This is a genomic window from Zoogloea dura (assembly GCF_012927165.1).
Classification (GTDB): domain Bacteria; phylum Pseudomonadota; class Gammaproteobacteria; order Burkholderiales; family Rhodocyclaceae; genus Zoogloea; species Zoogloea dura.
In genome coordinates this window covers 236,238-259,543 of sequence record NZ_JABBGA010000006.1, presented here as the reverse complement: position 1 = coordinate 259,543, position 23,306 = coordinate 236,238, and the positions used below count along the sequence as shown (strand labels likewise).

The following is a 23,306-nucleotide window of genomic DNA, read 5'->3' as shown; positions in this document are numbered from 1 at the left end:
CTCAGCCCCGCCGCCCGCGCCATCGTCGAGTCCATCGGTGCCGACGGCGAAGTGAAGCGTCTGGCCGAAATCCGCGTCGCGGAACTCATCGCCTTCCAGGACGAAGCCTATGCCAAGCGCTACGCCGACGTGATCAAGCGCGTCGTCGCCGCCGAGCACAAGGCCCTGCCCGGCGCCACCGCCCTGTCGGAGGCCGCCGCGCGCAACCTGTACAAGCTGATGGCCTACAAGGACGAGTTCGAAGTGGCGCGCCTGCACACCGACCCGGCCTTCCTGGCCGAACTCGATGCCCAGTTCCCGAACGGCTACAGCGTCAAGTACAACCTGGCCCCGCCGCTGCTGGCCGACAAGGACCCGAAGACCGGCCACCTGCAGAAGAAGCAGTACGGCGCCTGGATGTTCAAGGCCTTCCAGCGCATGGCCGGGCTCAAGCACCTGCGCGGCGGCGCGCTGGATCTCTTCAGCAAGACCGAAGAGCGGCGCATGGAGCGGGCCCTGATCGAGGAGTACATCCGCCAGCTCGACGAGATCGTGGGCCAGCTGACCCACGCCAACCACTCGGCCGCCGCTGCACTGGCGGCCTGGCCGGATGAGGTGCGGGGCTATGGGCACGTGAAGGAGAAGAACCTGGCCAAGGCCCGGGTGCTGCAGGCGGAGCGGCTGGCGGCCTTCAGGAATCCCACGCAGGTGGTGATGATGAAGCGGGCGTAAGCCGCCATGGTGCGGGGGTGACGGGCCCCTGCACCCTGTATCACAACAAAGCCTCTCTGCCGCAAGGCAAGAGAGGCTTTGTTGTGTGGGGGGGCGGAATGGGGGCTTCAGTCGCCTGTGGTGGCGTTGCTGGGCGGCTTTCCTTTGTTTTACGTTGGATTGGCCGGGATTTCGCCCCGGCGGGCGACTCACTTCTTTGCTTCGCCAAAGAAGTAAGCAAGAAAGGCGACCCGCCTCCCCGGTCGTTCGCTGCGCGAACGACTGCCCTGCGCTGCTCACGCCAGGCGGCCGGCGCGGAACTCGCCCTGCGGGCTCAAACAGCCGCGCCGGACTACCCCGCCTGCCGTTCCGCTGCTCGGCGGGTCGGAACGGGCTTTGGCCAAGCACCGAGCCTTTACGGAAAGACCGGCGGGTGCGAGGCCTTGGGGTTTGCTTTTGCGTTGATCATCGAGCCCTGCTTCAGCAAACGCGCGGTGTTTGCGAAAAGCCCGTTCTGACCCGCCGAGCAGCGGAGTATCGGGCGGGGCTTTCCGGCGCGGCTGTCTGAGGAGGCGCAGCCGACGAGTTCCGCGCCGGCCGCCCGATGCGAGCAGCGCAGGGGAGTCGTTCGCAACGCGAACGACCGGGGAAGCCGGGTCGCCTTTCTTTCCCCCTTTCTTTGGCGACGCAAAGAAAGGGGTCGCCCGCCGGGGCGAAATCCCGGCCAATCCAACGCTGAAAAAAGGAAAGCCGCCGGCTCTCAGCTTCACCCAGATCTCGATGCCGGGGTGCCGGACTTGAGATCTCGCACCGCAGATTTGAGATCTCGCTCCCCGGAATTGAGATCCAGCCCTCCGGATTTGACATCCGGTGCTCCGGATTTCAAATCTGCCACGCCGGATCTCAATTCTCGGAGTCGTTAACTCAAATCACGCGGCCGTTAACTGACATCCGACCCACCGGATTTGAGTTCTCGCGCCGATTTATTCAAATCCGGCACCGCGGATCTCAATTCCGAGCTGCCGGATCTCAATTCCGCGGGGCCGAGATCTCAAATCCGGACCACCGGATCTCAATTCCCGACCCGCGGATTTGAGTAAACCACCGCCGACATCGCCTCCACGCGCCGGAAAACCCTTCACCGGAAGCGCCTCACCCCAATCAGCCCGGCGCGCACAAAGAAAAAGGCGGCCAGGCCGCCTTTCTCTCACCGCAGGATGCACTGACCGTGCTTCTTCAGTCCTCGATCTGGGACTGCAGGTAGTTCGGCAGGGTCACGGTGTCGATCAGGCTCAGCTGGGTTTCGAGCCAGTCGATGGACTCTTCGCACGCTTCCAGCAGTTCCTGCAGCAGATCGCGGCTGACGAAGTCGGATTCGGTCTCGGCCAGGGCCACCGCCTCGACCAGCAAGGGATGCTGGACCTCGCGCTCATACTTCAGATCGTAGGCCAGGCACTCACCGACGTTCTCGCCGATCAGCAGCTTGCCGAGGTTCTGCAGGTTGGGCAGGCCTTCCAGGAAGAGCACGCGCTCGATGACCTCGTCCGCCTCTTTCATGACGCGGATCGACTGCTTGTAGTTGTAGTCGTTGAGCCGCTCGAAGCCCCAGTTGCGGAACATCCTGGCGTGCAGGAAATACTGGTTGATCGCAGTCAGCTCGTTGAACAGCACCTTGTTGAGGATGCTGATGACCTTCTTGTCACCTTTCATCGTCCGCCCTCCTCAAGCCTGGGGTGCCCCGGAGCCCATCTGGCTCTGGAGGTAGTTGTGCAGGCCCACCGCATCGATCAGGCGCAGCTGCTTTTCGAGGTAGTAGGCATGGTCCATCTCGGTGTCTTCAAGCTGCACCAGCAGCATGTCGCGGCTGACGTAATCGCCGGCTTTTTCACAGGCGGCGATGGCCTTCTTGAGCTCGCCCACCACGTGGTACTCGAGGGCCAGGTCGGACTTGAGCATGGCCGGCACGCCGTCGCCGACATTCAGGGGGTTGCGCTTGTCCACGATCGCCACGCCTTCCAGGAACTGGATGCGCTGGATCAGGGCGCGGGCATGCTGACGTTCGTGCTCCGACTCGTGCAGGGCCTTCTCGGCCAGCCGGCCGAAGCCCATGTCGGAGTACATCTCACCGTGGATCAGGTATTGGTCCACCGCGGTGAGTTCTCCTGCGAGCAGGGTGTTGAGGATAGCAATGATCTTTTTATCGCCTTTCATGGGGGCTCTCCAATTGAATCATGTTCCAAGGCTGGCATCACTTGCCCCCGGGATCAAGGTTTAAGGTGTCGATTGTGAGTGAATCTCAACTGCGATTCCGTATCCACGCGCTTCGACAACGCCACGCGGGTCATTCCAGATGGGTTTTTCACGCGGGATAGGCATCCGGGATGCACTCTTGAGCCCTCTCGAACGGCCCACGGATATCCCCACTCTGCGCGTCTTCTCCGATGGATGGCATTTCCGCTCACTGCCCTGCCCGGCTGGCCTCCGCCGCGCCTTTGTCGCCTGCCAGCCTCCGCGCACGCCAGGCCGCAGGCAGAAGCAGGATCCGGCTGCCGGCGCTTGCCCTGCTCGGGCTGCTCTGTGCAGCCTGCGCCACCCCGCCACGGGCCCCGGCGCGTCCCGAAGCACCTTCGCTCGCGGCGCATTGGCGAAACGCCCCCCCCGACCGGGATGCGGATGCGCCGGTAGCAGCGTGGTGGGCGGGGTTCGGTGATCCCGGGCTGGGCCACATGGTCAACCTGGCCCTGCGCGACAGCCCGGACATGGCGATGGCCGTCGCCCGCCTGCGTCAGGCCGAAGCCCAGGCCAGGCAGGCCCATGCCGGCCTGTTTCCCAGCCTCGATGCCCGCGTTGACGCGGCGCAGGCGCGCAGTGCGCTGACCGAGGGAGGCACGGAGACCTATACCTCGCGCAGCCTCGGCCTGCAGACCCAGTACGAGCTGGATCTGTGGCGCCGTCTCTCCAGCCTGTCCGAGGCAGCCGCCGCCACGGCGAAGGCCAGCGCCTTCGACCGGGACGCGGTGGCCCTGAGCCTGTCGGCCGCCACGGCCACGGCGTGGCTGGATACCAGCGTGCTGCAGGCCAGGGCGGTGCTGGCCGACGAAAGCCTTGAACGGGCCCGGCGCATCCTGCGTCTGGTCACGGCGCGCCGCGATGCGGGCGCGGCCAGCCCCCTCGACGTGGCCCGGCAGCAGACCCTGACCTCGGCCCAGGAGAGACTGGCGGCCGAACTCCGCCAACGCACCGAGGAGACACGGACCCGCCTCGCCGTGCTGACGGGGCGGACGCCCGGCGAGCTGGACCTGACGCTGCCGGATCCAGCCGGGCTGATGCCACCTGCGATCCACCAGGGCCTGCCCGCCGGGCTGCTCACCCGCCGCCCCGACATCGCCCGCGCCGAGGCCCAGCTCGCTGCGGCAAACGCCAATGTGGCCGCCGCGCGGGCCGCCATGCTGCCGCGCGTGTCCCTGTCGGCCAGCCTCACGTCCACCTTTGCGCCCGTTTCCGCGCCGCTCTACAGCCTTGCCGGCGGGCTGCTCGCACCGATCTTCGATGCAGGCCGGCTGGAGGCACGGCGGGAGGAGACGATGGCTGTCCGTGAAGCCTTGCTGGCGTCCTATCGGTCAACCATCCTCAATGCGGTGGGCGAGGTGGAGCGAAGCATGGCCACGCTGGCCGGTATCGAAGCGCAACATACCGCGCAGACCCGCGAGCTGGAAGCTGCGCAGCTCTCGATGCGCCTGGCGGAAGCCCGTTATCGGGCAGGCGCCGAGAATCTGCAGGCCCTGCTGGATGCGCAGCGCAGTACGTTCACGGCGCTGGACATCCGGCTGCAGCTGCACCAGGCCCGTCTGCAGGGCAGTGTCGATCTGTACAAGGCCCTCGGCGGTGGCTGGCAGGCAACATCGCCTTGAGCAGCGGCAGAGCCTGATCCGCCCGGATTTTCCCGGTCAAGCGCCACCCTATGGATGTGGTTAATGATAAGTATTATCATCAACCACATCCGAACAGACTTTCGAGTGCCCGGACGGGCCGCACGAATCCATCGCTCCCTCACCCGCCGCGAGCCGCCCCATGCACAAACCCGCTTCAGACAACGCGCAAGACATCCACTCCAGCGGCCTCAAGGCCACCTGGCCGCGGATCCGCATCCTCCGCCTCTTTCAGCAGACGACGCAGCGCCACCTCAGCGCCGAGGACGTCTATCGCAGCCTGCTCGCCGATGGCGAGGAGATCGGCCTCGCCACCATCTATCGGGTGCTGACCCAGTTCGAACAGGCGCGCCTGTTGACCCGCCATTACTTCGAATCGGGCAAGGCGGTGTATGAGCTGAACGAGGGGCAACACCACGACCACCTGGTGTGCATGATGTGCGGCCGGGTGGAGGAGTTCTGCGATCCGGAGATCGAGCGTCTCCAGCAGCAGATCGCCGAGCGGCGCGGCTTCGAGCTGCGCGAACATGCGCTGTCCCTCTACGGCGTCTGCTCCAATCCCGCCTGCCAGGCCAAGGCCCGGGCCGAATCCCGCGGCTGAGGCAAAAAGCGCGCGGCGCTTCAGCTCCCCTCGAACTTGTAGCCCACCCCGTAGATCGAGCGGATCAGGGGTTCTTCCGGCGCGATCTGCTCGAGCTTGCGGCGGAGGTTCTTGATGTGGCTGTCCACCGTACGGTCGGTGACGATGCGGTGATCGTCATACAGGCCGTCGAGCAGCTGCTCGCGGGAGAAGACCCGCCCCGGCGCGGCGGAGAGGGTGCGCAGCAGGCGGAACTCCACCGGGGTCAGATCCAGCTCGATGCCGTGGTAGCTGACCTTCCAGCCGTTCTCGTCGATCTGCAGGGCCTGCCGTTCCGGCATCGTGCTGCGGCGGTTGCGGCGCAGCACCGCCTTGCAGCGGGCCACCACCTCCCGCGGGCTGTAGGGCTTGCAGATATAGTCGTCGGCCCCCAGCTCGAGGCCGAGCAGGCGGTCGATCTCCTCGACCCGGGCGGTCATCATGATCACCGGCAGCTCACTGCAGCTGCGCAGCTCACGGCAGATGTCCAGCCCGTCGCGGCCAGGCAGCATCAGGTCGAGCAGCACGAGGTCGGGCTCGCGGGCACGGATCGCCGGGATGACGTCCAGGCCATTGGCGATCCACGCCGTCTCGTGCCCCGAGGCTTTCAGGTAATCGCCCAGCAGGGCGGCCAGCTTGGGTTCGTCCTCGACGATGAGGATGAAGGCGGGTGCGACGTCCATGCTTCAGCGCTCCAGGGCCGGGAAACGCAGGGCGACCCACACCCCGCCGAGGGGCGAGGCAAGGGCGGTGATGCTGCCGTCGTGGGCTTCGACGATGCTGCGGCAGATCGCCAGGCCCAGCCCCGAGCCGCCGGTGGCCCGGTTGCGCGAGGCCTCGCCGCGGAAGAAGCGCTCGAACAGCTGGGGCAGCAGCGTATCGGAGACGCCGGGAGCCGAATCCATGAAGTCGATGCACACCTCGTCGCCCTCCCGCCGCGCCACCACCTTCAGGCAGCCGCCGGGATCGGTGTAGCGCAGGGTGTTCTCGACCAGGTTGCGGAAGAGCTGGCGCAGGCGGCTCTCGTCGGCAGCCAGGCGCAGCCCGGGGGCCAGCTCGAGCTTGAGGGCCAGGCCGGCCACCATCAGGCGCTCCCGGAAGGCACCAACGGTGCTCTCCAGGACTTCGCCGACGGCCAGCGGGGTCTTGCGGTAGACCAGCGCGCCCACGTCGGCCAGGGCCAGCTCGTTGAGATCACTCACCAGGCGGGTCAGGTTCATCACCTCGGCCTTGAGGGATTGCAGGGCTTCGCCGTCCATCGGGCGCACCCCGTCCTCCATGGCCTCCAGCTCGCCGCGCAGCACGGCCAGCGGGGTGCGCAGCTCGTGGGAGACATCGGCCATGAAGTCCCGCCGCATGCGCTCATTGGCCTCCAGGGCGCGGGCCAGGCTGTTGAAATCGCGGGCCAGCTGGCCGACCTCGTCGTTTGAACTGGGCTGCACGCGCTCGGCGTAATCACCGGCAGCGAGACGGTGGGTGGCCGCCGCAACCTGCTTGATCGGCGCCACCAGGCTGCGGGCGATCCACAGTGAGATCGCCACCGCGAACAGGGCGGCGATGCCGCCGACCAGCAGGGTGGCAAACAGCTGTTCGTCGTAGAAGCGCCGGGCGCCGGTGTCGCTGACCTTCTGGAAAGGCGCCATCACCAGCCAGCCCACGGTGTGGCCGTCCACCAGGATGGCCCGCTTGACCGCCCCCTCCTCGGCCGCGGCCATCGGGTTGCCCATCACGAAGCGCTGCTCGCCATCGACCAGGCTGAGGCGGAACACCGCGCCGGTGAGATCCGACTCCGGCGGCATGTCCAGGGGCCCGCTGTGCGGCCCGCGGTCCTCGTTCCAGCGCGCCGGGTCTTCATCGCCGGCCTGTGGGCGGGTCAGGTGGAACCACGCGCGACGGTTGTTGCGCAGGAAGTCCCAATTGCCCTCGCGGCCGTAGGCCCGCACGAATTTGGGGACCACGTCCTCCATCCGCTGCAGGGCCAGCTCGTCCATGTAGCCGACGAAGCCGCGGGTGAAGCTCCAGCGCCCGACCGCCCCCATGGCCAGCAGCACCGCGAGGGCGACCAGCAGGACGGCAAGAAAGGCTTTGGTGGTGATGCCGAGTTTCATGGCATGGAGTTCGCAATGGCGGGGCCGGGGATGCCATTAAGCCTGCACAGCGCGAGGCAGGGCAACGGGGGTGGCCCCATCTCCACAATATCTCCAATTTTTCTGCACATTTGCTTTCCAGAATCGGGGTCATGAGAGATCGGCACCGCAGGCCGACCCCACGCTACCCGCAGAAAGGAAACACCATGAGCGCCCTCCCCGCCCCCCGGCTCCCGGCCCTCGCCAACCTTGCCGCCATCACAACCCTGTCGGCTGCGCTGCTCGCCGGCTGCAACTCGACAGCCGCCCCGGGCGCTGCCGGAGCCCCTCGCGGGCCGGCCGAAGTCGGGGTGGTGACGCTGCAGGCCAGGCCCCTCAGCCTGAGCACCGAGTTGTCCGGCCGCACCGTCGCCACCGTGGTGGCCGAAGTGCGGCCTCAGGTCGGCGGCATCATCCGCGAGCGGCTGTTTGCCGAAGGCAGCGACGTGAAAGCCGGCCAGTTGCTCTACCGCATCGACCCGGCGCCCTTCCAGGCCAGCCATGACAGCGCCCGCGCCGCCCTGGCCAAGGCCCAGGCCAACCTGGAGACGCTGCGCCCCAAGGCCGCCCGCTACAAGGAGCTGGCCGAGATCAAGGCGGTCTCCCAGCAGGACACCGACGACGCCCTGGCCGCCCTCAAGCAGGCCGAAGCCGAGGTCGCCTCGGCCCGCGCCGCGCTGGACAGCGCCGCCATCAACCTGGCCTACACCCGCGTCACCGCCCCGGTGTCCGGGCGCATCGGCAAGTCGGTCGTCACGCCGGGCGCCCTCGTCACCGCCGGCCAGGCCACCGCCCTGGCCACCGTGCAGCAGGTGGATCCGATCTATGTAGACCTGACCCAGTCGAGTGCCGACGCGCTGCGCCTGAAGCGCGCCTTCGAGGCCGGCCAGATCCGCCGCGCCGGCCGCAACCAGGCCGCAGTGAGCCTGACCCTCGAGGACGGCAGCAGCTATGCGCGTGAAGGCCGGCTGCAATTCACCGATATCACGGTGAATGAAGGCACCGGCACCGTCGCCCTGCGGGCCGTCTTCCCCAACCCCTCCGGCGAGCTGCTGCCCGGCATGTATGTGCGCGCGGTGCTGCAGGAGGGTGTCGCCGACAAGGCCGTGCTGGTGCCCCAGCGCGGCGTCTCCCGCAACGTGAAGGGCGAGGCCACCGCGCTGGTGGTGGGCGCCGGCAACAAGGTGGAGCAGCGGGTGCTGGAGGTGGGGCGCCCGGTGGGCGACAGCTGGCTGGTGAAGGCCGGCCTGGCGGAGGGCGACAAGGTCATCGTCGAGGGCAGCCAGAAGGTGCGCCCGAACGCCGTGGTGACGCCGGTGCCGGTTGAGGGCAAGGTCGCCGCCACGCCGGCCAAGCCCGCCACCCACCAGCCGGGAGCCTGATCATGGCCCGTTTCTTCATTGACCGCCCGATCTTTGCCTGGGTCATCGCCATCGTGGTGATGCTGGCCGGCGCATTGTCGATCAAGCGCCTGTCCCTGGAGCAATACCCCGACATCGCGCCGCCCAAGATCACCATCTCCGCCACCTACACCGGCGCGTCGGCCGAGACCATCGAGAACTCGGTGGTGCAGGTCATCGAACAGCAGATGAAGGGGCTGGACCACCTGAGCTACATGTCTTCGTCGAGCAGCTCGGCCGGTTCGGCCCAGATCACCCTGACCTTCGAGGCCGGCACCAATCCCGACGTGGCCCAGGTGCAGGTGCAGAACAAGCTCAAGCAGGCCGAGTCGCGCCTGCCGCAGATCGTGCAGAACCTCGGCGTGTCGGTGGCCAAGACCGGCACCGACTTCCTGATGGTGGTGTCCCTGGTGTCGGACGATCCGCGCACCTCGGCCATCGACATCGGCGACTACATCGCCACCAGCCTGCTCGATCCGGTGAGCCGGGTCGAAGGAGTCGGCGACGTGCAGGCCCTGGGCGCCGGCTACGCCATGCGGATCTGGCTGGACCCGGCCAGGCTGCAGAAGTACGCGCTGATGCCCGCCGATGTGAAGGCGGCCATCCAGGCTCAGAACACCGAAGTGACCGCCGGCCAGATCGGCGGCCTGCCGGCCCGTGGCGGCCAGCAGATCAATGCCACCATCACCGCCCGCAGCAAGCTGCAGACGCCCGAACAGTTCGGCGCCATCGTGCTGCGCACCACCACCGACGGGGCCGCCGTGCATCTGCGCGACGTGGCCCGCATCGAGCTGGGCGGCGAGAGCTACGACGTCAGCGTGCGCTACAACGGCAAGCCCTCGGCGGCCATCGGCATCAAGCTCGCCGCCGGCGCCAACGCCCTGCAGACGGCCGACCGGGTGCAGGCCAAGCTCACTGAGCTGTCGCGCTTCTTCCCGGCCGAGATGCAGCTCAAGTCGGTGGTCGCCTACGACACCACGCCCTTCGTGCGCATCTCCATCGAAGAAGTGGTGAAGACGCTGATCGAAGCCATCGTGCTGGTGGTGCTGATCATGTACCTGTTCCTGCAGAACATCCGCGCCACGCTGATCCCGGCGGTGGCCGTGCCGGTGGTGTTGCTGGGCACCTTCGGCGTGCTGGCGGTGTTCGGCTACTCGATCAACACCCTCACCATGTTCGGCATGGTGCTGGCCATCGGCCTGCTGGTGGACGACGCCATCGTGGTGGTCGAGAACGTCGAGCGGATCATGAGCGAGGAAGGCCTGTCGCCGCGCGAGGCGACTCGCAAGTCGATGGGCGAGATCACCGGCGCGCTGGTCGGCATCGCCCTGGTGCTGTCGGCGGTGTTCATCCCGATGGCCTTCTTCGGCGGCTCCACCGGCGTGATCTACCGCCAGTTCTCGATCACCATCGTGGCGGCCATGCTGCTCTCGGTGCTGGTGGCGCTGACCCTCACCCCGGCCCTCTGTGCTGCCGTGCTGAAGCCGGGGCATGCGCATCACCGCGGCTTCTTTGCGTGGTTCAACAAGGCCTTCGACCGCAACAGCCAGCGCTACCAGGGCGGGGTTGCCGGCCTGCTGCGGCGTGGCGGACGTGCGGCCGTCGTGTACCTGCTGCTGATCGGCGCGCTGAGCGTCATGTTCCTGCGCCTGCCCACGTCCTTCCTGCCGGAAGAGGATCAGGGCTTCGTCATCGCCATGGTCCAGCTGCCGGCCGGCGCCACCAAGGAACGCACCGCCAAGGCCGTCAGCGCCCTTGAGGACTACATGCTGCAACAGCCCGAGGTGGCCGGCCTGATCACCATCAACGGCATGGGCAACGGCGGCAATGCCCAGAATGCGGGCCGCTCCTTCATCAAGCTGAAGAACTGGAGCGAGCGGGAAGACCCGGCCAGCGCGGCGGCCGCCTTCGCCCGCCGCGCCACCCGCGACCTGTCGGCGGTGCGTGATGCGCAGATCTTCGTCATCCTGCCGCCGGCCATCCGCGGCCTGGGCAGCAGCAGCGGCTTCGACGTGGAGCTGCAGGATCTCGGCGGCCTCGGCCACGACAGGCTGGTGGAAGCCCGCGAACAGTTCCTGGCCCTCGCCGCCAAGGACCCGGCCCTGACCAAGGTGCGCAAGAACGGCCTGGACGACACGCCGCGCTTCCGCCTTGCCATCGACGACCAGAAGGCCGGCGCATTCGGCCTGGCCATGGCGGACATCAACGACACGCTGTCCACCGCCAGCGGCGGCGCCTATGTGAATGACTTCATCAACAAGGGCCGCGTGAAGCGGGTGTACCTGCAGGGCGACGCGCCCGCCCGCTCGATGGGCGAGGACCTGGCCAGCTGGTACGTGCGCAACGGCGAGGGCGGCATGGTGCCCTTCTCGGCCTTCTCCTCAACCAGCTGGACCATGGGCTCGCCCGCGCTTGAGCGCTACAACGGCATGTCGGCCTTCGAGATCGTCGGCGAGCCGGCCGAGGGCGTCAGCTCCGGCACCGCGATGACCGCCATCGAGAAGATCATGAGCCAGCTGCCGGAGGGGATCGGCTTTGAATGGACCGGCCAGTCCTTCCAGGAACGCCTGTCCGGCGCCCAGGCCCCGCTGCTCTACGCCATCTCGGTGCTGGTGGTGTTCCTGTGCCTGGCGGCCCTCTACGAGAGCTGGTCTATCCCCTTCTCGGTGATGCTGGTGGTGCCCCTGGGCGTGCTCGGCGCCGTACTGGCGGCCAGCCTGCGCGGCCTGTCCAACGACGTGTATTTCCAGGTCGGCCTGCTCACCACCGTGGGCCTGTCGGCGAAGAACGCGATCCTGATCGTGGAGTTTGCCAAGCAGTTGCAGGACGAGGGCGCCAGCCTCATCGACGCCACCCTGCAGGCCGTGCGCCTGCGCCTGCGCCCCATCCTGATGACCTCCCTGGCCTTCGCCCTCGGCGTGCTGCCGCTGGCCATCAGCACCGGCGCCGGCTCGGCCAGCCGCGTCGCCATCGGCACCGGCGTGCTCGGCGGCATGATCAGCGCCACGGTGCTCGGCCTCTTCTTCATTCCCCTGGCCTTCGTGGCGGTGCGCCGGCTGTTCCCGCGACCGGCTCCCGCCACCCCCTCCCCCGATCTTCAAGGAGCGCAATGATGAAGCTGCGTAAGCTCAGCCCCGGTCTCATCCTGCTGCTGGCCGGCCTGCTCGGCGGCTGCGCCACCCTCGCCCCGGACTACACGCGCCCGGCCGCCCCGGTGGACACCACCTGGCCGACCACCCTCAGCACCACCGACTCCGGCGCCCAGCCGAGCGTGGCCGACATCGGCTGGCGTGACTTCTTCGTCGATACGCGCCTGCAGCAACTCATCGATCTGGCCCTGGGCAACAACCGCGACCTGCGCGCAACCGCCCTGGCCATCGTCAAGGCCCGAGCCCAGTACCGCATTCAGCAGGCCGAGCTGTTTCCGGCCGTGAGCGCCGATGCCGGCACCACGGCCCGGCGCACGCCCGGCGACCTGTCCGGCAGCGGACAGGCCGTCACCAGCCGCAGCCACAGCGTGGACCTGGGCTTCAGCAACTGGGAAATCGACCTCTTCGGGCGGATCCAGAGCCTGCGCGATCAGGCCCTGGAAAGCTACCTGGCCAGCGAGGAGACCCTGCGCAGCACGCACATCAGCCTGGTGGCCGAAGTGGCCAACGCCTACCTGACCCTGTCCGCCGACGAAGCCCTGCTGGCCCTGGCCCGCGAAACCCTGAGCAGCCAGCAGGCCAGCTACAGCCTGACCCGCAAGCGGGTGGAGCTGGGCGTCGGCACCGAACTGGAACTGCGCCAGATCGAGACCAGCGTCGAGACCGCCCGCCGCGACGTGGCGGCCTATACGGCCCAGGTCGGCACGGACCGCAATGCGTTGGTACTGCTGGTCGGCACCACGCTGCCCGATGCGCTGCTGCCGCCCGCCGGCCTGGAGAGCATCACCGCGCTGCGCGATATCCCGGTCGGACTGCCCTCATCCGTGCTCCAGCAACGCCCCGACGTGCTGGCCGCCGAGCGCCAGCTGCGGGCGGCCAACGCCAACATCGGCGCGGCGCGGGCGGCCTTCTTCCCGAGCATCAGCCTGACCGCCACTGCCGGCACTGCCAGCAGCAGCCTCGGCGGCCTGTTCGCCGCGGGCTCGGGCGCCTGGACCTTCATCCCCCAGGTCAGCCTGCCGATCTTCAATGCCGGTGCCAACCGGGCCAACCTGCAGGCCGCCGAGGCGGACCGCGACATCTACCTTGCGCGCTATGAAAAGGCCATCCAGGGCGCCTTCCGGGAAGTGGCCGACGCCCTGGCCCAGCGGGCCACCCTGGATGCCCGCCTGGACGCGCAGCAGAAGCTGGTGGATGCCACCGCCGCCAGCTATCGCCTGTCCGAGGCCCGTTACCAGAAGGGCGTGGACAGCTACCTGAGCGCCCTCGACGCCCAGCGCAGCCTGTACGCCGCGCGCCAGAACCTGGTCAGCCTGAAGCTGTCGGCGGCCAGTAACGCGGTGACCCTTTACAAGGTACTCGGCGGCGGCGCCTGAGGCCCCTCAGACCGCGCCCGGGCCCGGCCTTAAGTGGGGCTTAAGCCCGGGCATGCACACTCACCTCACCCTCGATCTGTCCGGAACGCATCAACATGAAACGCCCCCTCCTCTTCCTCGCCGGCCTGCCGCTGCTGCTGTGGGCCGTGTTCTCTCTGCCCGACGTCACAGCCTCGGCCAGGACCTTCTGGGACTGGCGGCGGGCCCTGATCTTCCTGTCCGGCACCCTGGCCCTGTGGTGGATGAGCGCCGGCATGGTGCTGGCGGCCCGGCCGCCGCGGCTGGAACAGTACTTTGGTGGTATCGACCGCCTTTATCGCCTGCACAAGCACATCGGCATCGGCGCCGGGGTGATCGTGTTCACCCACTGGATGCTCGAATGGCTGCCCAAGAACCTGGCCAAGGCCGGCTTCATCGAACGCCCGATCCGCGGCCCGCGTCCGCCCAAAGGGCCTGCGGACATGTGGATCGATCTGGCCAAGGAGGTGGGCGAATGGGCCGGCTACATCCTGCTGGCGCTGGTAGTGGTGGCGCTGCTGCGGCGCATCCCCTACCGCTACTTCCGCTGGGTGCACAAGCTCTTCCCGCTGGTCTTCATCGCCGGTGCCTACCACGGACTGATGCTCATGCCGGCCAGCTTCTGGCAACAGCCGCTGGGCTGGCTGAGCGCCTTCGTCGCCACCCTCGGCGTGGTCCCCGCCATGCAGGCCCTGCGTGGCCGCATCGGCGCGCAACGGCGCTGCGGCGCGATCGTCGACGCGGTGACGGTGCATGCGGGGGGTGTCATGGAGGTGCTGATCCGCCCGCTCGGCCGCTGGCCCGGCCATCGGGCCGGCCAGTGCGTGCTGGCGGATTTCGGCGATGTGGCGGAGGGCGCCCATCCCTTTACCCTCGCCAGCGCCTGGAACCCGGCCGACGGGCGCCTGAGCCTGGCGATCAAGCCGCTTGGCGATTACACCCTCGCGCTGGCGAGCCGCCTCAAGGCCGGTGACGCGCTACGCCTGGAGGGGCCTTACGGCGGCTTCACCTTTGACGACGCGCAGGGCGGTGCCCAGGTGTGGGTGGCCGGCGGCATCGGCATCACGCCCTTCCTGGCGCGCCTGCAGGATCTGGCCGCCTCGGGGGGCTCGAAGGTGGCGGTGGACTTCTTTTACAGCTTGGCGGATAGCGGCGAACCGGGCTTTCCGGCAAACCTGCCGGCCCTCTGCGCCACCGCCGGAGTGAAGCTGCACCGCCGCCACACCGACCGCGACGGGCCGCTCCCCGTCCAGAAGGTGGAGGCCTGCCTGCGGCCGGGCAGCAGCGTGTGGTTCTGCGGCCCCGCCGCCTGGGGCGATCAACTGCAGCAGACCCTGACCCGCTCCGGCCAACTGGCCCCCGGCGCTTTCCACCGGGAGCTGTTCGAATTCCGGTGAAGGTGCAGGCCGGCTTCAGCCGCCCGCGGACCATCAATAAAGGTATTTCGTTGATCGACGTCCGTGGGCGGCTGAAGCCGCCCCTACACCCAACTAGCTCCCGCCCAGCCCGACCGGGGCCGGGGCTTCGTTGACGATGCGGGTGAACAGCGCCGCGTACTCCCCGGCCGCCCCTTGCCAGGGGTTGTCGTTGGCCAGGAAGGCGGCGTCGATCGCAGCCCAGTCTTCGGCCGTCAGGTGCGTGCGCGCCAGCGGGAAGATCTGCTTCTCTTCCGTGTTCATGTGCTTCCACTCCTGCTCGATGTAATGCACGAGCGCGGCGTTGAAGCCCTCGAAGCCGGCCGCGCCCTGCTGCTGGTAGGCCGCCATCGCCTTTCTGACCAGCGCCATGCGGGCCTCGCCTTGACGGTGCTCCTCCTCCAACTCGGCAATGACCGCCGCGGCTTCCGGGCAACGGGGCAGAAGGCGGGCAAAGAGGAATTCGTTCTCCTTCGGGTGGTGCACCTTCTCGGGCACCTCCTCGATATAGCGCAGCATGTCGTCAAACAGGCCGAAGTCCGGCTTCAGCCGCCCTGCCGCGATACCCGCGGCGAGGCTGCGCATACCGCTCAGCATGGCCGCGATGGCGCGGTGTTCGTCGTGGATGATGTCGAGTGATTGACTCATGGTCTTGGCTCCTTCTGCGGGCTTACACGCCCAGGTGCTTCTGGATCAGTTCCGGGTCGGCCCGCACCGCTTCGCTCGTGCCGTCGAACACCACCTGGCCCTTGACCAGGATCATCGCCCGGTCGCAGATCGAGGTGACCGCGCCATGGTTCTTGTCCACGATCACGGTGGCGATGCCGGTCTTGCGGATCTCCTTGACGATCCGCCAGATCTCCATGGCGATCAGCGGAGCCAGGCCTTCGGTGGCTTCATCGAGGATCAGCAGGTCAGGGTTGGTCATCAGCGCGCGGCCGATGGTGAGCATCTGCTGCTCGCCCCCGGAGAGCTGCCAGCCGCCGTTGTTGATCCGCTCGCCCAGCCGCGGGAAGGTGCTCATGACCCGGTCGAAGGTCCACTCACGGCGCCCGTCGAGGCCCGCCCGGGCGGCCATCTGCAGGTTCTCCCGCACCGACAGGTTGGGGAAGATGCCGCGCCCTTCCGGCACGTAGGCGATGCCCCGCTGGGCGGTCTTGTAGGTGGGGGCCTTGGTGAAGTCGTCGCCCCGCACCAGCACCCGGCCGTGGCGCGGCCGCACGATCCCGAGCATGCTCTTGATGAGGGTGGACTTGCCCATGCCGTTGCGGCCCATCAGGGCGATGCCTTCGCCCTGGCGGATGTGGAAGTCGATGCCGTGCAGGATGTGGCTGGCGCCGTAGTAGGTGTGCACCTCTTTGGCTTCAAGCAGCATGTTAGACATGGAAGCTGTCCTCCTGGCCCAGGTAGGCTTGCTGAACGGCCACGCTGGCCTTGATCTGTGCCGGCGGGCCCGATTCGAGGACCTGCCCATTGACCATCACGGTGATGGTGTCGGCCACGGCGAACACCGCGTCCATGTCGTGCTCCACCAGCAGAATGGCGCGGCTCGGCTTGAGGCGCTTGAGCACTTCGACCATCCGCGCCGATTCGTCCGAGCCCATGCCGGCCAGCGGTTCGTCGAGCAGCATGACCTGGGCGTCGGTGGCCAGCACCATGGCGATCTCGAGCTGGCGCTGCTCGCCGTGGCTGAGCACGCCGGCGATCCAGTCCACCTTGGCGCCCAGGCCGGCCTCTTCGATGCAGGCGCGTGCCTTGTCGAGGGCCCACTGCTGTTTCATGGCCCGGGAGAAGATGCGCCAGGGTTGCTGGCGCCGCGACTGGGCAGCCAGGCGGACGTTCTCGAGCACGGTGAACTTGGGGAAGATGTTGGTGCGCTGGTAGCTGCGCCCGATGCCGACCTGGGAGCGCTGGGCCGCCGACAGGCCGGTGATGTCCTTGCCCATGAAGTGGATGGTGCCTTCGGAGGGCGGCAGGTCACCCGACAGCATGTTGATGCAGGTGGATTTGCCGGCGCCGTTGGGGCCGAGCAGCACATGCACCTTGCCCCGCGGCAGGGTGACGCAGACATCCTGGTTGGCCACCAGGCCGCCGAAGCGGCGGGTGATGCGCTCGGCCACCAGCAGGATCTCGCCGGCCGCAGCGGGGGTGCCGACGGTGGCGGCCAGGCCCGGGTTGATGATCTCACTCATTGGAACCTCCTCCTTGCAGGGCGCGCTTGATGCGGCCCGGGACGGCGGACAGGCCACCCGGCATGAACAGCACGGCGGCGACGATGACGCAGCCCATGACGAGTTGCCAGTGCTTGGTCCAGTTGCCGAAGACTTCCTGCATGCCGGTGAACACGAAGGCGCCGGCGATCGCCCCGACCAGGTTGCCCATGCCGCCGAGGATGACCATCAGCAGGACGTTGCCGGACTGGTGCCAGGACAGCAGCTCGGGGGTGACGAAGCCGAACACCACCGCGTACAGGAAGCCGGCGACGCCGCCCAGGCCACCAGCCAGGGCGAAGGCGGCCAGCTTGTAGCGGAAGGTGAGGTAGCCCATCGACTGCATGCGGTGCTCGTTGCTCTTGATGCCCACCAGCACGCGCCCGAAGGGCGACTGCAGGATGCGCGCGAGAAAGGCATACACCACCACCAGGGCACCCAGGATGAAGTAATACAAGTGGGTGGCGTTGTCGAGATCGAAGGGCACCCAGCCGGCGATGGCCGCGGTCGGCTTGACGTTGAGGTAGATGCCGTCGGAGCCGCCGCCCAGCGGGGTGTCATGAAACACGAAGAAGGCGAGCTGGGCGAAGGCGAGGGTCACCATGATGAAGTAGATACCCTTGGTGCGCAGCACGAAAAGACCGACCACCAGGGCCGCCAGGGCCGACAGTCCGACCGAGGCAGGCAGCACGTACCACAGGCTGGCCGCTTCATACTTGGGCGAGAGCAGCGCCACGGAGTAGGCGGCCACCCCGAAGTAGGCGGCATGGCCGAAGCTGACCAGGCCGGTGAAACCCACCAGCAGATCCAGACTCATGGCGAAGATGGCCAACACCAGGGTCTTGGCGGCCAGTTCGACGTAGAAGGACTCGCCGGTAAGGGGGACGCAGGCGAGCAGCGCGAGGCCCGCCAGCTTGAAGATCGTGGAGTTGAGGGAGCTCATGGTCTCAGCCTTTCTTGAGGATGCCTTCGGGACGCCACAGGAGCACCACGGCCATCACCAGGTACACGACCATGCCGGCGTAGTCGGGCAGCAGGACCTTGCCGAAGGTGTCGGCAAAACCGATCACCAGGGCGGCGATGAGGGCGCCCCACACCGAACCGATGCCGCCGATGACGACGATAACGAAAGAGATGATCAGCACGTGGCTGCCCATGTTCGGGAACACCGAGGAGATCGGCGCGGCGAGCATGCCGGCCAGCGCGGCCAGGGCGAAGCCGAGGGCGAAGACGACCCGGTAGATCATGTTGATGTTGATCCCCAGGGCCTCGACCATGGTGCGGTCGTGGTTGCCGGCGCGGATCATCATGCCCAGCCGGGTGCGCTGGATCACGAAGTACAGGGCCACCGCCAGCACGATGCAGACGCCGGAGATGACCAGCCGGTACACCGGGTAGCTGAGCACGTCGGAGAGCGGGATGGAGGCGGAGAAGATGGCCGGGATGTCCACGCCATGCACTTCGTCGCCCACCAGGAGGCTGCGCAGCTCTTCGAAGATGAGGATCAGGCCGTAGGTGAGCAGCACCTGCTCGAGGTGTTCGCGCTTGTAGAGGTGCGAGAACAGGGCCCATTCGAGAAAGGCGCCGACGATGAAGGTGAGCGGGATGCCCAGCAGGATGGCCAGGAACAGGCTGCCGGTGGCGCTCGTCAGGACGAAGGCCAGGTAGGCACCGATCATGTAGAAGCTGCCGTGGGCGAGGTTGATGATGCCCATGATGCCGAACACCAGCGTCAGACCGCTTGCCACCAGGAACAGGAGCAGGCCGTATTGAAGCGAGTTCAGCATCTGGATCAGGAACGATGCGAAATCCATGAGAGTCCCCTGTCCGGCGGGCATGGCGCCCGCCGGACTGTCAGTTGCCGAGGAGGAGGGAGCGCTAAGCCGAAGGCTTAGAGCTTGCAGCCGCGGGCCGGATCGGCCAGGGCCTTGGTCGGGATGCCGATGACCTTGTTCTGGCCGCCCTGGACTTCACGCAGGTAGATGTCCTGCACCGGGTTGTGGGCCTTGGACAGGGTGAAGGCGCCGCGCGGGCTGTCGATCTTGGCGGCTTCCATGCCCTTGATCACGTCGGCCTGCTTGCTGACGTCGCCACCCGCCGCCTTGAGGCCGGCGCCGTAGAGCTGGGCCGCATCGTAGCCCTGCACGGCATACACGTCCGGCTGCATCTTGTAGGTCTTGGCGTAGGTCAGGCGGAAGGCCTGATCCTTCTTGTTGTCGAGTCCGTCGGCGTAATGCAGGGTGGTCTGCAGGGCCTTGCCGGAGTCACCCATGGCATCAAGGTTACCGTCGGTGAGGAAGCCCGAACCGAGCAGGGGCACGGTCTTGTTCAGGCCGGCCGCGGCGTAGTCCTTGACGAACTTGGCGGCACCCGCACCAGCGAAGAAGACGAACACTGCGTCCGGCTTGAGGGAGGCGATCTCGGTGAGGAAGGGCTGGAACTCGACGTTGGGGAAAGGCAGGGTCATGTCCTTGACGACCTTGCCGCCGGCCTGTTCGAAGGCCTCCTTGAAGCCATCGATGGATTGCAGGCCGGCCGCGTATTTCCAGGTCAGGGTGACGACCTTCTTGTAGCCCTTCTGGGCCGCGACCTTGCCCATCGCGTAGGCCGGCTGCCAGTTGGTGAAGGAAGAGCGGAAGACGTTGGGCGCACACAGGGGGCCGGTGATCTCATCGGCGCCGGCGTTCGGGACGATCAGCAGGGTCTTGTTCTCGCGGGCCACCTTGGCCATCGCCAGGGCCACGCCGGAGTGCACCGTGCCGACCAGCAGGTCGACCTTGTCGCGCTTGACCAGCTTGTTGGCGTTCTCGGTGGCCTTGGCCGGATCGGATTCGTCATCTACCGTGAAGTATTCGATCTCACGGCCACTGAGCTTGCCGCCCTGCTCCGCCACGTATTGCTTGAAGCCGTTGGTGATGGCGTTGCCAAGGGAGGCGTAGGTGCCGGTGTAGGGCAGCATGAAGCCGACCTTGATCTTGTCGTCGGCCGCCTGGGCGCCGCTGGTGAGACCGGCAGCCAGAGCCATGCCGATACCGAACTTGAATGCCTTGTTGAGGTTATGTCCCATTTTGTCTCTTCCTTTGCTTGGTTGATTGCCTTGCGATATGGGTTGCCGGTGGTCCCTCTGCGGGGTTTCCACCGGCCTCGCCGGACTAGTATGCCGGTGGATCAGGTTACGACGCTCAGAAAACGTTCGTTGAGTTTGCGATCATGGTAGAAGATCCCCGTACCCACCTCTTCGAAGGTCCAGGTGAGGGGCTGGTGATCGGGATAGAAGTCGTAGCCGCCCGAAAAGGTCTCGAAGCGGTTACCCGAGGGATCGAAGGCATAGATCGTGGTGCCGCGGGTGATGCCGTGGCGGGTCGGGCCGATGTCGATGGAGACCTTGTTCATCGACATCAGGTCGGCGGCGCGCAGCACCTGCTCCCAGCTCTGCAGCAGGAAGGACAGGTGATGCAGCTTGCCCGGCTCGGGGTGGCGCACGAAGGCCAGGTCGTGGGCCTTGTGGGAGCAGGAGACGAAGATGGCCAGATCGGACTTGCCGTCTTCCATCAGCACCCGCTCGACCAGGCTGAAGCCCAGTACTTCGGTGAGCAGCTTGAGGTTGCCTTCCAGATCAGGACCATAGAGCAGACAGTGGTCGAAGCGGACCGGCGCGATCCCCTGCTCGGCCTGGGGGGTCCAGGGATCGGGGTTGGTGTAGGGCTGGCCGTTGCCCACGTCGGTCTTGTCGGCGTAGAGCTCCATGACGTGGCCGGTGGGCAGGCTGAAGCGGACGCGCTCGCCGGTCTCCAGGAGCTCGCCGGCGGGAATGCGCTCGGTGCCGACACCGTAGGCCCGCAGGTCGGCGTCGAGCTTTTCCAGGGTGGCGCGGTCGCGCACCTTGAAGCCGATGTAGTCCATGCCGGCGCTGTCGGCTTCGCGCAGGACCACGCTGTTGTGGTCGCGCTCGTCCCAGGCCTTGAGATAGACCCGCCCCTGGGGATCCCGCCCGGTTTCCACCAGGCCCAGCACGTTCTTGTAGAAATGGACGCTCTCGCCGATGTCGAGAACCCGCAGCTGGATATGGCCTGGCCGCATCACGCCGGTAGTTGCCATGTTCGCTCCTTGCTTGTTGCTTCTGAATTGGTCCGGATGGGCGGGGCCGCAGCGCCTGGCGCAGCCATTACAACCCGCCTCCGTGCTCATGATTTCCTTTTCCTGCGCGGGAGAGCCGGGCTCCCCCGCTTTCGGTGCAGGCGTAGATTAGGGACCGTTGCGCCTGCTCAATATCCATTTCTCGCACTAAGTTTGTCCACTTCTTGCAAAGCAGGAGCCCGTGCATGAATTGGATACGCGACGTGCACGAAGTGGATATTTCCCGCTTTCCGGCCTTCCTAAGATTCACCTCACCGAGCCATCAATAAGAGGAGACTCAGGCAATGATCACGACCGAATATCTGGATTCGCTGCTGGAAAAGAACAAGGAAAAGGGCCTTTTCCGCTGCAAGCGCGAAATGTTCACCAACCAGGAATTGTTCGACATGGAGATGAAGCACATCTTCGAGGGCAACTGGATCTACCTGGCCCATGAAAGCCAGGTCGGCAAGGTGAATGACTACTACACCACCAAGATCGGCCGTCAGCCGGTCTTCATCACCCGCAACAAGGACAACCAGCTCAACTGCTTCATCAACGCCTGCGCTCATCGCGGCGCGACGCTGGCCCGCTTCAAGCACGGCAACAAGGCCACCTACACCTGCCCCTTCCATGGCTGGACCTTCAACAACTCCGGCAAGCTGTTGAAGATCAAGGACCCGGAAGGCACCGGCTACCCGGACACCTTCAACTGCAACGGCTCCCACGACCTGAAGAAGATCGCCCGTTTCGAGTCCTACCGCGGCTTCCTGTTCGGCAGCCTGAACCCGGACGTGCTGCCCCTCACCGAGTTCCTGGGTGAATCCACCAAGATCATCGACATGATCGTGGACCAGTCCCCGGACGGCCTGGAAGTGCTGCGCGGTGCCTCCACCTATGTGTATGAAGGCAACTGGAAGCTGCAGGCCGAGAACGGGGCCGACGGCTACCACGTGACCGCCACCCACTGGAACTACGCGGCCACCCAGAATCAGCGCAAGCAGCGCGACGCCGGCAACGACGACATCAACGCCATGAGCGCCGGCGGCTGGGCCAAGAAGGGCGGCGGCTCCTACTCCTTCGAGAACGGTCATCTCCTGTTGTGGACCCGCTGGGACAACCCGGAAGACCGCCCGCTGATGGAGCAACGCGACCGCCTGGTCTCCGAGTTCGGCGAAGCCCGCGCCGACTGGATGATCAAGAACTCCCGCAACCTGTGCCTGTACCCGAACGTGTTCCTGATGGACCAGTTCAGCTCGCAGATCCGCGTGTTCCGCCCCCTGGCCCCGGACCGCACCGAAGTCACCATCTACTGCATCGCCCCCAAGGGTGAATCGGCCGAGGCCCGCGCCCGTCGCATCCGCCAGTACGAAGACTTCTTCAACGCCTCCGGCATGGCCACCCCGGACGACCTGGAAGAATTCCGTGCCTGCCAGGAAGGCTTCAACGGGGCCTACCTGCCCTGGAACGACATGTCCCGTGGCGCCGAGCACTGGGTCGAAGGCCCGGACGAGGAAGCCGACAAGATCGACCTCAAGCCGATCCTGTCGGGCATCAAGACCGAGGACGAAGGCCTCTACGTGGCCCAGCACAGCTACTGGCTGGAGCAGATGCACAAGGCCCTGAAGGCCGATGAACAAGCCCAAGCCGAATAATCGGAATCGGAGACAAACGCAATGAGCCTTTCCTACGAAAACATCTGCGCCTTCCTGTACCGCGAAGCGAACTACCTCGACGACCGCGACTGGGACAGCTGGCTGGCCCTCTACGACGAGAACTGCACCTTCTGGATGCCGGCCTGGGACGACGACGGCGAGCTGACCGAAGATCCGCAGAGCGAGATCTCCCTGATTTACTACGGGCGCCGCGCCGGCCTGGAAGACCGGATCTACCGGATCCGCACCGAGCGCTCCAGCGCGACGATCCCGGACACCCGCACCACCCACATGATCGCCAACGTGCTGGTGCTCGAGCAGGACGACAAACAGATTAAATTGCGTTTCAACTGGCATACCACCAGCGTCCGCTACAACCACACGGACCACTTCTCCGGCACCAGCTTCTATACTCTGGACGTGACCGGGGCGAGCCCGATCATCAAGGAAAAAAAGGTCGTCCTGAAGACGGACTACATCCGTCACGTCATCGACGTCTACCACATCTGATAACGAGGGCACGGCGCCACGGCGCCGTCACGGACACGCAGGGGCGGCCGGGCAACCGGACCGCCCCTCGTCCCCGGGGCTTCACGCAAGAGC

At 66.6% G+C, this 23,306-nt stretch carries 20 protein-coding genes; 9 read left to right on the top strand and 11 right to left on the bottom strand.

Going from position 1 to position 23,306, the window contains the following annotated elements; genetic code table 11:
• The coding region (locus HHL15_RS10395) for a DUF6537 domain-containing protein (RefSeq protein ID WP_328825020.1) at nt 1-711 on the top strand (711 nt) is incomplete at its 5' end.
• A gap of 1,215 nt (nt 712-1,926) precedes the next feature.
• On the opposite strand, the gene bfr (HHL15_RS10390) is transcribed toward HHL15_RS10395, so the two are convergent.
• Both bfr (HHL15_RS10390) and bfr (HHL15_RS10385) read right to left on the bottom strand, forming a co-directional pair.
• Nucleotides 1,927-2,400: a bacterioferritin gene (gene bfr / locus HHL15_RS10390; RefSeq protein WP_169145686.1), complete on the bottom strand. Its 474-nt coding sequence runs from the start codon at nt 2,398-2,400 to the stop codon at nt 1,927-1,929.
• Between the two features lie 12 nt (nt 2,401-2,412).
• Nucleotides 2,413-2,901, bottom strand: coding sequence for a bacterioferritin (gene bfr, locus HHL15_RS10385; RefSeq protein WP_169145685.1), 489 nt, complete (start codon nt 2,899-2,901; stop codon nt 2,413-2,415).
• Between the two features lie 230 nt (nt 2,902-3,131).
• On the opposite strand from bfr (HHL15_RS10385), the gene HHL15_RS10380 reads away from it, so the two are divergent.
• The gene (locus HHL15_RS10380) at nt 3,132-4,601 is read left to right on the top strand and encodes an efflux transporter outer membrane subunit (protein WP_169145684.1); all 1,470 of its coding nucleotides are present in this window, start codon (nt 3,132-3,134) and stop codon (nt 4,599-4,601) included.
• Nucleotides 4,602-4,761: 160 nt separating this feature from the next.
• Nucleotides 4,762-5,220, top strand: coding sequence for a ferric iron uptake transcriptional regulator (gene fur / locus HHL15_RS10375; RefSeq protein ID WP_169145683.1), 459 nt, complete (start codon nt 4,762-4,764; stop codon nt 5,218-5,220).
• A gap of 20 nt (nt 5,221-5,240) precedes the next feature.
• Here the strand turns inward: fur and HHL15_RS10370 are convergent, their stop codons facing one another.
• Nucleotides 5,241-5,921 (bottom strand): response regulator, encoded by a 681-nt coding sequence (locus HHL15_RS10370; protein WP_169145682.1) that lies wholly within the window; start codon nt 5,919-5,921, stop codon nt 5,241-5,243.
• A 3-nt stretch (nt 5,922-5,924) separates the two neighbouring features.
• On the bottom strand, nt 5,925-7,346 hold the full coding sequence (locus tag HHL15_RS10365) for an ATP-binding protein (protein ID WP_169145681.1): 1,422 nt from the start codon (nt 7,344-7,346) through the stop codon (nt 5,925-5,927).
• 185 nt (nt 7,347-7,531) lie between these two features.
• Between HHL15_RS10365 and HHL15_RS10360 the strand changes: the two genes are divergently transcribed.
• The 4 genes from HHL15_RS10360 to HHL15_RS10345 all read left to right on the top strand — a co-directional run bounded on the left by HHL15_RS10360 (nt 7,532) and on the right by HHL15_RS10345 (nt 14,704).
• Nucleotides 7,532-8,746, top strand: a complete 1,215-nt coding sequence (locus tag HHL15_RS10360) for an efflux RND transporter periplasmic adaptor subunit (RefSeq protein ID WP_169145680.1) — start codon at nt 7,532-7,534, stop codon at nt 8,744-8,746.
• A gap of 2 nt (nt 8,747-8,748) precedes the next feature.
• On the top strand, nt 8,749-11,877 hold the full coding sequence (locus HHL15_RS10355) for an efflux RND transporter permease subunit (RefSeq protein WP_169145679.1): 3,129 nt from the start codon (nt 8,749-8,751) through the stop codon (nt 11,875-11,877).
• A complete protein-coding gene (locus tag HHL15_RS10350; protein ID WP_328825019.1) occupies nt 11,874-13,289 on the top strand; it encodes an efflux transporter outer membrane subunit in 1,416 nt (471 codons plus the stop codon). The genes HHL15_RS10355 and HHL15_RS10350 overlap by 4 nt, the downstream gene beginning before the upstream one ends.
• 95 nt (nt 13,290-13,384) lie before the next feature.
• Complete coding sequence (locus tag HHL15_RS10345) at nt 13,385-14,704, top strand: ferredoxin reductase family protein (protein WP_169145678.1); 1,320 nt, start codon at nt 13,385-13,387, stop codon at nt 14,702-14,704.
• A 93-nt stretch (nt 14,705-14,797) separates the two neighbouring features.
• On the opposite strand, the gene HHL15_RS10340 is transcribed toward HHL15_RS10345, so the two are convergent.
• The 7 genes from HHL15_RS10340 to HHL15_RS10310 all read right to left on the bottom strand — a co-directional run bounded on the left by HHL15_RS10340 (nt 14,798) and on the right by HHL15_RS10310 (nt 21,030).
• The gene (locus HHL15_RS10340; protein ID WP_169145677.1) at nt 14,798-15,370 is read right to left on the bottom strand and encodes a hemerythrin domain-containing protein; all 573 of its coding nucleotides are present in this window, start codon (nt 15,368-15,370) and stop codon (nt 14,798-14,800) included.
• 22 nt (nt 15,371-15,392) lie between these two features.
• On the bottom strand, nt 15,393-16,106 hold the full coding sequence (locus HHL15_RS10335) for an ABC transporter ATP-binding protein (protein WP_169145676.1): 714 nt from the start codon (nt 16,104-16,106) through the stop codon (nt 15,393-15,395).
• The gene (locus HHL15_RS10330; protein ID WP_169145675.1) at nt 16,099-16,914 is read right to left on the bottom strand and encodes an ABC transporter ATP-binding protein; all 816 of its coding nucleotides are present in this window, start codon (nt 16,912-16,914) and stop codon (nt 16,099-16,101) included. The genes HHL15_RS10335 and HHL15_RS10330 overlap by 8 nt, the downstream gene beginning before the upstream one ends.
• Nucleotides 16,907-17,875: a branched-chain amino acid ABC transporter permease gene (locus HHL15_RS10325; RefSeq protein ID WP_169145674.1), complete on the bottom strand. Its 969-nt coding sequence runs from the start codon at nt 17,873-17,875 to the stop codon at nt 16,907-16,909. The genes HHL15_RS10330 and HHL15_RS10325 overlap by 8 nt, the downstream gene beginning before the upstream one ends.
• A 4-nt stretch (nt 17,876-17,879) precedes the next feature.
• Nucleotides 17,880-18,746, bottom strand: coding sequence for a branched-chain amino acid ABC transporter permease (locus tag HHL15_RS10320; protein WP_169145673.1), 867 nt, complete (start codon nt 18,744-18,746; stop codon nt 17,880-17,882).
• Between the two features lie 77 nt (nt 18,747-18,823).
• Nucleotides 18,824-19,957 carry an ABC transporter substrate-binding protein gene (locus HHL15_RS10315; RefSeq protein WP_235943342.1) on the bottom strand — a complete coding sequence of 378 codons (1,134 nt, stop codon included), beginning with the start codon at nt 19,955-19,957 and terminating at the stop codon, nt 18,824-18,826.
• 143 nt (nt 19,958-20,100) lie between these two features.
• A complete protein-coding gene (locus HHL15_RS10310) occupies nt 20,101-21,030 on the bottom strand; it encodes a catechol 2,3-dioxygenase (protein ID WP_169145671.1) in 930 nt (309 codons plus the stop codon).
• A gap of 323 nt (nt 21,031-21,353) precedes the next feature.
• On the opposite strand from HHL15_RS10310, the gene benA reads away from it, so the two are divergent.
• Both benA and benB read left to right on the top strand, forming a co-directional pair.
• A complete protein-coding gene (gene benA / locus HHL15_RS10305) occupies nt 21,354-22,703 on the top strand; it encodes a benzoate 1,2-dioxygenase large subunit (protein WP_169145670.1) in 1,350 nt (449 codons plus the stop codon).
• 21 nt (nt 22,704-22,724) lie between these two features.
• On the top strand, nt 22,725-23,213 hold the full coding sequence (benB, locus tag HHL15_RS10300) for a benzoate 1,2-dioxygenase small subunit (protein WP_169145669.1): 489 nt from the start codon (nt 22,725-22,727) through the stop codon (nt 23,211-23,213).
• Nucleotides 23,214-23,306 lie beyond the last annotated feature (93 nt).